General features: G+C 71.2%; 5 protein-coding genes. 2 read left to right on the top strand and 3 right to left on the bottom strand.

Going from position 1 to position 7,758, the window contains the following annotated elements:
• Positions 1 to 3,060: S8 family serine peptidase (locus tag AB0C20_RS33500; RefSeq protein WP_357569507.1), on the bottom strand; the 3,060-nt coding region annotated here is incomplete at its 3' end.
• Between the two features lie 271 nt (positions 3,061 to 3,331).
• Here AB0C20_RS33500 and AB0C20_RS33495 point away from each other — a divergent pair.
• A complete protein-coding gene (locus AB0C20_RS33495; protein ID WP_357569506.1) occupies positions 3,332 to 4,291 on the top strand; it encodes a DUF4034 domain-containing protein in 960 nt (319 codons plus the stop codon).
• Positions 4,292 to 4,484: 193 nt separating this feature from the next.
• Positions 4,485 to 6,044 (top strand): acetolactate synthase large subunit, encoded by a 1,560-nt coding sequence (locus AB0C20_RS33490; protein WP_357180684.1) that lies wholly within the window; start codon positions 4,485 to 4,487, stop codon positions 6,042 to 6,044.
• On the opposite strand, the gene AB0C20_RS33485 is transcribed toward AB0C20_RS33490, so the two are convergent.
• Positions 6,041 to 7,204, bottom strand: coding sequence for a hypothetical protein (locus AB0C20_RS33485; RefSeq protein WP_357180681.1), 1,164 nt, complete (start codon positions 7,202 to 7,204; stop codon positions 6,041 to 6,043). The two genes, AB0C20_RS33490 and AB0C20_RS33485, sit on opposite strands and share 4 nt — an antisense overlap.
• The coding region (locus AB0C20_RS33480) for a sugar phosphate isomerase/epimerase family protein (protein ID WP_357569505.1) at positions 7,197 to 7,758 on the bottom strand (562 nt) is incomplete at its 5' end. The genes AB0C20_RS33485 and AB0C20_RS33480, both read right to left, overlap by 8 nt.

The following is a 7,758-nucleotide window of genomic DNA, read 5'->3' as shown; positions in this document are numbered from 1 at the left end:
GTGGGGTGCAGTGCCAGCGAGCCCAGTCGCCGGGGCTGCGGCAGCACCGGCAGGAGGTGCTCGGCGGTGAAGGTCACGCTGTCGACGAAGCGCAATCGGCTTCAGCGTGAAGTTGAAGCCCTGACCGCGCTCCGAGGTGGAGGGCAGCGTGAGGGTGGCACCCGAATACGTGGCGTTACGGCCGATGATGGCGTGGCCCAGCTCGAAGTCGACGACGGGACCACCGGGGTACTGGGCGAACACGTACGCGGTGTAGCGCCCCGGCTCGGGCAGGAACTTGTACGCCTGCTCGGCGCTGGTCCAGAACCTGTCACTGCTGTAGACGAGGGTGTCGCCCTTGTACAGGTAGAGATCGAGGTTCGTGTTCGGGTCGGCGGTGTTGGCCTCGACGACAATGCCGGCGGTGTTCGCCGGCACCGTGAAGTCGACAGTCTTCACGCCGGTGGCGCTCGGGTCGAAAACGCCCCCGTAGACGCCGGCTGGCATCGAGTACGACGTGCGCCGCATCGGCGTGTAGCCGGTGCTGCGACCGACGAGCCGGCCGGTGAAGCCCGGCTGGACCATGCCGAAGGCGCCGTTGGTCATCCGGGCGAACTCCTCGCCATCGTCAGCGTACGGCCGGGCCGAGATGCCCCACGGACGGGCGGCGACCGGGATCCGGGCGCTGTGCGCCTTACCCTGCCAGGTGATCGACCCGGTCACGTACCGGTCCCAGGGCGCGCTGCCCCGACGCAGCGTGATGGTGATCGTCGCGGACTTGCCGGGCGCCAGGGTCACCGATGCCGGCGACACGGTCACCTTCATGCCGGGCAGACCGGATACCGACGAACGGTAGGTCTCCCGCGCCTTGCCCACGTTGGTCAGGGTGCGGGTGAGGGTCACCGGGCGGGTCCCGTCGTACTCGCGCAACGAGATGGCCGGCAGGTTGAGTGCCTTGCCGTCGGGTTCGGTCGTCTCGCTGAACTCGATCAGCTCCGCCGCCGTGGGCTCGATGACCAAGCCCGGGTCGGTGGCCCGGTGCAGATTGATGAAACCGCTGCCCTGGTCGAGGGGGCTGCTGGTGCCGACGGTGTCGGTGGCGGTGGTGCGCAGCGCGGAGGCGACCGCGCCGGGTGACCAGTCCGGGTGGGTGGCGCGCAGGACCGCCGCCGCCCCGGCCACGTACGGTGAGGCCATCGAGGTGCCGGAGTACGCGTCGTACTGTCGCCCGAAGTTGCCCGCTGGTGAGACGGCGGCGATGATGTTCGATCCGGGCGCGACCAGGTCCGGCTTGAAGACGCCGAGGGTCACCTTGTCCGGGCCGGTGGAGGAGAAGTCCGCCACGCTCGGTATGCCCGGGACGCTGGAGCCGTCACCGCCGGTGCGCAACGAGACTGTCGCGTCGGTGGGGTGGCGCATCAGGTAGTTGAACAGCGTGCCGGCCTGCTTCTCGGTCGGCAGGTAGACAACCGGGAAGTTGAAGATGGAGTTGATCCGGTAGTTCCCGACCGGGTCGAACACCATCATCGCCGCCCCACCCTTGGCCTTGATCTCGGCGGCGGAGCCGAACATGTCGGACAGCGCGCAGGCGACCACCTTGCCCTTGATCTTGGCGGGGTCCAGGCTGCCGGGCTCGCAGTAGACCGCGCCCAGATCCGGCGAGCCGGCCTGTTCACCGAAGACCAGCGGCCGTGCGCCACCGCCGGGCAGGGCGTCCAGAGAGCCGCCGACCAGCTTCGTGCCGTCGCCCAGCTTGGCGGTGGCCTCGTCGAGCTTGGTCACCGCCGCTCCGACGGTGGTCACCCAGGGTGCCGCGTTGCTGATGGCGCCACTCACGATGCCGGTGTTGCCGGCCGATGCCGCGACGAAGACCCCGGCCAGCGAGGCGTTGAGGAACGCCACGCCGATGGGGGTGTTGGCCTCCCAGTCGCCGAGCTGCGAGCCGATCGAGAAGTTCAGCACCTGCACGCCGTCGGCGACGGCCGCGTCGATGCCGGCGATGATGTCGGCGTCGTAGCCCATGCCACCCCAGAGCACCTTGTAGACGGCGATCTGAGCGTCCGGCGCCACCCCGGAGACGGGACCGAAGCGGCGACCGTCGATCGTGACGTTCGAGATCGGCAGGCCGGCGGCCGTGGAAGCGGTGTGGGTGCCGTGCCCGGACGCGTCGCGGGGGGACAGGAACTCGCCCTCGGGCACCGAGCCACCGCCGGCGAGCCACGAGTCGGCGAAGTACCGGGCACCGACGATCTTGCCGTTGCAGTGCTCGGCCACGAAGGCCACGCCGGTCTGGCAGGTGCCGCGCCAGTTCGCGGGAGCGGGCATCTTCTTGGCGAACGATGCGCTCTCCGGCCAGATGCCGGTGTCGAGGACGCCGATCACCATGCCCGCGCCCGTGCCGGGGCCGGGCTTGGCCGGCCGGCCGGAGCGGTCCGTCGGCGCCGACTGGTCCGCGTCACTCGAGGTGGCGGGCGTCGGGTTGGCGGCGGTCGCCGTGGTCGCGGTGGGCGGCGCCGAGGGGGTGCCGAGGGCCCGCGAGGCGGTGACGGCGCGGACGCGCTTGTCCGCCCGCAACGTGCTCACCTGCTGGGTGGTCAGCTTTGCCGAGAACCCGTTGAAGGCGGTGGTGTAGACGGCGTTGACAGTGACCCCGGCCGCGGCGGCGACGGCGCCCCGCTGCGTGTCGAGGTGCCGGCGGTACGCCTGCGACGGCGTCGACGTCACGTCCAGCCGGTTACCTGCCGCCGGGCGAGTGCGGGTCAGACCCGACACCCCACCGGTGTACGTGGTCAACGGGTCCTCGGCCAACTCGACGACGTACATGCCGGTGCCGGTTTCGTCGACGGCTGCCTTCGGCGTGGCCGCACGGTTGCCACCGGGTCGGCGGTCGCCCCCGTCGGTCAGGGTGACCTTCCGGTCGGACCCGGCGGTGAAGTAGCCGGCGCCGCTGCCGTTGCCCGACGACCCCGCGGGTGCCGCCGACGCCGTTCCCGCTACACCGGTGGTACCGGTGATCAGGGCGACGACCAGCGTAGGTATTGCCAGTCTTCGCAGCCTGTTTCCGCTCGTGCCTGTAGCCACGAGGCTCCTTTCGATTGCTCCCTTGTGGAGCGTCCCTCATTGATCGCGACCCGCACTGGGAGCGCTCCCCCACCCAAGTCCACGACGGTTAATCGAAGATTTGCGCGGTGTTACGGATCACTGGTGCGTATAAGATCACAACGCCTCGGCGAGGGCGCCCAGCCCCACGAGTCGGCTCCGCCACCGCTGAGGCGCGCACCGGTCAGCCCGCCGGCCGCGTGATCATCTAGTATCAGCGGCCACCTGGCGTACGACATGGGGGTTCGGTGGCATGTGGTCATTCATCAAGCGGTCAAAGGCCCCGGCACTGGACCCGACCTATGGTGACCCCCACCGGAAGGCCCTGATCCGGGCGTTGGAGAAGCGCAGGTGGAAGTTCGCCCGGGAACTGCTCACCATGGCCGCCGATCCGGACGAGATGGCCTTCCTCATGGAGGCGGTCGGCGGGGTCGACGGGATTCAGGACTGGATCGGCGACTGGATCGACGCCGAGCCCGAGTCGACGCTGCCCGTGCTGGTCGCCGGCTGCCACGCGGTGCACTGGGCGTGGGAGGCACGTGGCGGCAAGCGGGCCAAGTACACCGCCGCCGCCCAGCTCCAGGAGTTCCACAAGCGACTGCAGTACGCCGAAGCGTTGTTGGAGAAGGTGCTCGCCCAGGAACCCGACAATGTCACCGCACGAGCGTGGCTGGTCACCAGCGCCCGGGGCCTGGGCATCAGGGCGGCGGAGGCTCAGCAGCGCTTCGAGGCGGTGACGCGTCTCCACCCGGGGCACGTGGTCGCGCACGAGCAGCGGTTGCAGTATCTGTGTAAGAAGTGGTCCGGCAGCCACGAGGAGATGTTCGACTTCGCGCGGAGCGCCGCCGCGGCGGCCGGGCCCAACAGCCTCCTGCACGAACTGGTGGCCGTCGCCCACTTCGAGAGGTGGGAGGCCACCGACGTAGAAGAGGGCAACGCGTACTTCGACTCGGACGAGGTCCGCGCCGAGCTCCTCACCGCCGCGGAAAACTCGATCTTCCACCCGGACTACATTCCCGCCGGTCCCGGCTGGGCGCCACGGCTGGCGATCTTCGCGCTGACCTTCGAACTGGCCGAGGAGTTCGACGCGGCCGCGCACGTGTTCGCGTTGCTCGACGGGATGGTCACCGAGTGGCCGTGGTCGGTCCTCGGCGACCCGGTCGAGAAGTTCACCGCCTCTCGCGAGTGGGTGGCCACGAACCGGAGCGCCTAGCTAGCAGATGTCGAAGGAGCGATCGATGCCGATGTCCAGGCACCGGACCCGGTAGCCCCGTTCGGCCCATCCCCGTTCCATCGGATCCCCCTCCTCACCTAGCGGGCGATTTACCGGGACCGAGCAGCAGTAGTCCGAAATGCGAGCTTAGTATCGAATCACTGCTGATCCGACCGGCGATGGGGTGACGTGCGTGAACGGCGCGGAAGCACTGCTGCGGACGCTTGTCGACGGCGGGGTCGAGGTGCTCTTCACGAACCCCGGCACCACCGAGCTGCACCTGATCGGAGCGCTTGAGGCGGTTCCCGAGCTGCACGGCGTGCTCGCCCTCTTCGAGGGCGTGGTCAGCGGCGCGGCCGACGGTTACGCCCGGATCGCCGGCAAGCCCGCGGCGACGCTGCTGCATCTCGGGCCCGGTCTCGCGTACGGCCTGACGAACCTGCACAACAGCCGCCGCGCCAACTCGCCGGTGGTGAACATCGTCGGGGACCACGCGACGTTCCACACCGCGTTCGACCCGCCGTTGAACTCCGACATCGCCGCCCTCGCGGGATGGCTGCGTGGCCCCGTCCGCCGCCCCGAGGATGCCGCCGGCGCGGGACCGGACGCCGCTGCCGCACTCGCCGCCGTCCTGGAGCCACCGGGGCACATCGCCACCGTGGTCATGCCGGCGGACGTGTCCTGGTCCGACGGAGGTGCAGCCGGCGCTCCCGTTCGGCCCCGGCCGGCGCCGACCGTCGACCAGGGAACGATCACCCAGGTCGCGGAAGCTCTGCGGAGTGGCGAGACGACAGCACTGGTGATCGGTGGACCAGCTCTGCGGGAGGCGGGCCTGCTGGCAGCGGGCCGCATCGCCGCGGCGACCGGAGCGCGGGTCTTCCAGGAGCTCTACTCCAACCGGGTCGAACGAGGGGCGGGCCTACCCGCGTTCCCCCGGCTCGGCTTCTATCCCGACCAGGTGCTCGACCAACTGCACGGCGCGCGGCACGTCATCGTCGCGGGCACCAAGGCACCGGTGTCGTTCTTCGCCTACCCCGACCAGCCGAGCCTCCTCGTGCCCGAGGGCGCCCAGACGCACGTCCTGGCCGAGGTCGGCCAGGACGCCGTCGACGCGCTGGTCCGGCTCGCCGACCTGGTGGCACCGGACGCGACGGCCCAGGTCACCGACCCGCGCCGACCGGCACCACCCACTGGCGCACTCACAGTGCAGAACTGGGCCGACGTCATCGCGGCGCTGCTACCCGAACGGGCCATCATCATCGACGAGTCAGTGAGTTCCGGCCTCGCCCTTGCCACCGCCACCGCTGGCGCTCCCCGACACGACGTGCTGATGCAGACCGGTGGCGCCATGGGCGACGGCCTGCCCCTGGCCGTCGGCGCCGCCGTCGCCGCACCCGACCGACCGGTGGTGGCGTTGGTGGCCGACGGCTGCGTCATGTACACCGCCACCGCGCTCTGGACCCAGGTACGCGAGCGGTTGAACATCACCAACGTGATCCTCAACAACCACGGGTACGCGATCCTGCGCCAGGAGTGGGGTTACTTCAGCAAGCAGCCGGGGTCTGCCAACCCCGACGCCAATCCGCTGTTCGACCTGACCAATCCTCAGATCGACTTCGTCGGGCTGGCCAACGCGTTCGGGATGCCCGCCACCCGCGCCACCACCGCCGAGCAACTCGCGGAGCAGTTCTCCGCGGCGCTGAACCAGCCGGGGCCACACCTCATCGACGCCACCATCCCCGCTGCGGCCTAGGCGACGTCTCCTCGTCGCCGCCAGAGCACGGTGCACGCCGCGGCCAGGGCCAACCCGAGCAGCGGGGCGACACCCACCCCGGCGAGCGTGCAGGCCACCGCGAGCAGCGCCGGCGGCATCCAGCACCAGGCAGGCACGGTACGCGGGGCACGACCGCGCCGACGGGCCGCGGCTTCCACTGCCATCGGCACCACCAGCACCGGCAACGCGGCGGCCAGCACTGTCAGCCAGGGCAGCACCAGACGGTCGAACCGCGCGACCGCCAGGATCCCGCCGAGCACTGCGACGAGCAGCATCGCCGCCCGCGCCGGCAGGCGCGGAGCCAGGCCACGCATTGCCAGCGAACCGGAGTACGTGGTGGTCAGCGCCGCCGCGAAGACCGCCACCGCGACGAACAGATTCGCGTACGCGGCCAGCCCCGACCCGGCGGCGAGCAGCGCGACCACGTCGGCCGAGCCGGTGCGCAGCCACAGGCCGGCCCCGGCGAGCACCCCGAGCAGCGCCGGCCCGATCAGCAGCCCCACGCACCAGGCGAGGTCCCGCCTTCGGGAAAGGCCCACGCTGAAGTCCGGTGCCCGCAGCGCGAACACTGCCGCGTACCCGATCAGCGCGGCAGCGTCGGCGAGCCCGCCACCAGCGAGACGGACCGGCGCACCGGGTGGTGGCAGCATCGTCAGGCACCAGCCGACCAGCACCACAGCGCTGAGCGTGGTGACCACCGCGACCCGGTTGCCGAGCCGGGCCGGCGCCCAGGAGACGGCGAGGACCGCCACCTCCAGCAGCACCGGCCCGGCCCAGCCCGGCAGGTGGGTCAGTGCGGCCAGCGAGGCCCCGCCGAGCCCGACGTTGAACCCGTTCCAACCGACCATCGACACGGCCAGCACCGCCGCCAGCAGCAGCCGCGAGGTGTCCCCCAGGTACGCGGGCAGCACCGCTGTCAGCGTTCCGCCGTCGCCGAGCGGTCGGCGCAGCCCGATCCGGCCCTGCCCCCAGAGCAGTGCCGCCATCAGCGCCCCGCCGACCAGCAGCCCCGCCACCGGCACCGCGCCGCCGTGTCGGGCGGCCATCGCCGCGCCGAGCACCAGCGTGGCGGGTGCGGTGCCGATGCCCAACCAGGCGCCGACCGCCGCCGGCCACCGCCGTTCGGGGTTGTCAGACAACGTGGCGCAGGTAGCCGGCGATCGCCGCGTCGAGGACCTCCGCACCCGGACGCGCCCACACCTCGGCGGAGAAGACCTCCACCTCGATCGGGCCGACGTAGCCGGCCGCGTCCACCGCCTCGCGCAGCCGACGCAGCTCGATGCAGCCGTCACCGGGCAGCGCCCGGCCGAGCAGCACCCCCTCCGGCAGCGGGGTCACCCAGTCGCAGACCTGGAACGCGGCGATCCGGGTGGCGGCCCGCGCGATCTGCGCGTAGACCGTGTCGTCCCACCAGACGTGGTACGCGTCCACGACCACGCCGACCACCGCCGGGTCGAACCGCTCCGCGATGTCCAGTGCCTGGCCGAGGGTGGCGATCACGCACCGGTCGGCGGCGAACATCGGGTGCAGCGGCTCGATGGCCAGCCGTACCCCGGCGGCCTCGGCGTGCGGGGCCAGTTCGCCGATCGCGTCGGCGATGACGGCAGCGGTCGACACGCCGGACGACATCATCGCGGCGATCGATCGGCAGCGGCCCGACGTCGCCATCATGGACATCCGACTGCCGCCGACG

The sequence above is a fragment of the Micromonospora sp. NPDC048843 genome (assembly GCF_040649965.1).
Taxonomy (GTDB): domain Bacteria; phylum Actinomycetota; class Actinomycetes; order Mycobacteriales; family Micromonosporaceae; genus Micromonospora; species Micromonospora hortensis.
The sequence above is the reverse complement of the archived record's forward strand: the minus strand, read 5'-3'. Positions and strand labels throughout refer to the sequence as shown.

What these genes read in the sequence shown, in the direction of transcription:
- AB0C20_RS33495 (WP_357569506.1), top strand. Translation starts at nt 3,332, where the DNA reads ATGTGGTCATTCATCAAGCGGTCAAAGGCCCCGGCACTGGACCCGACC.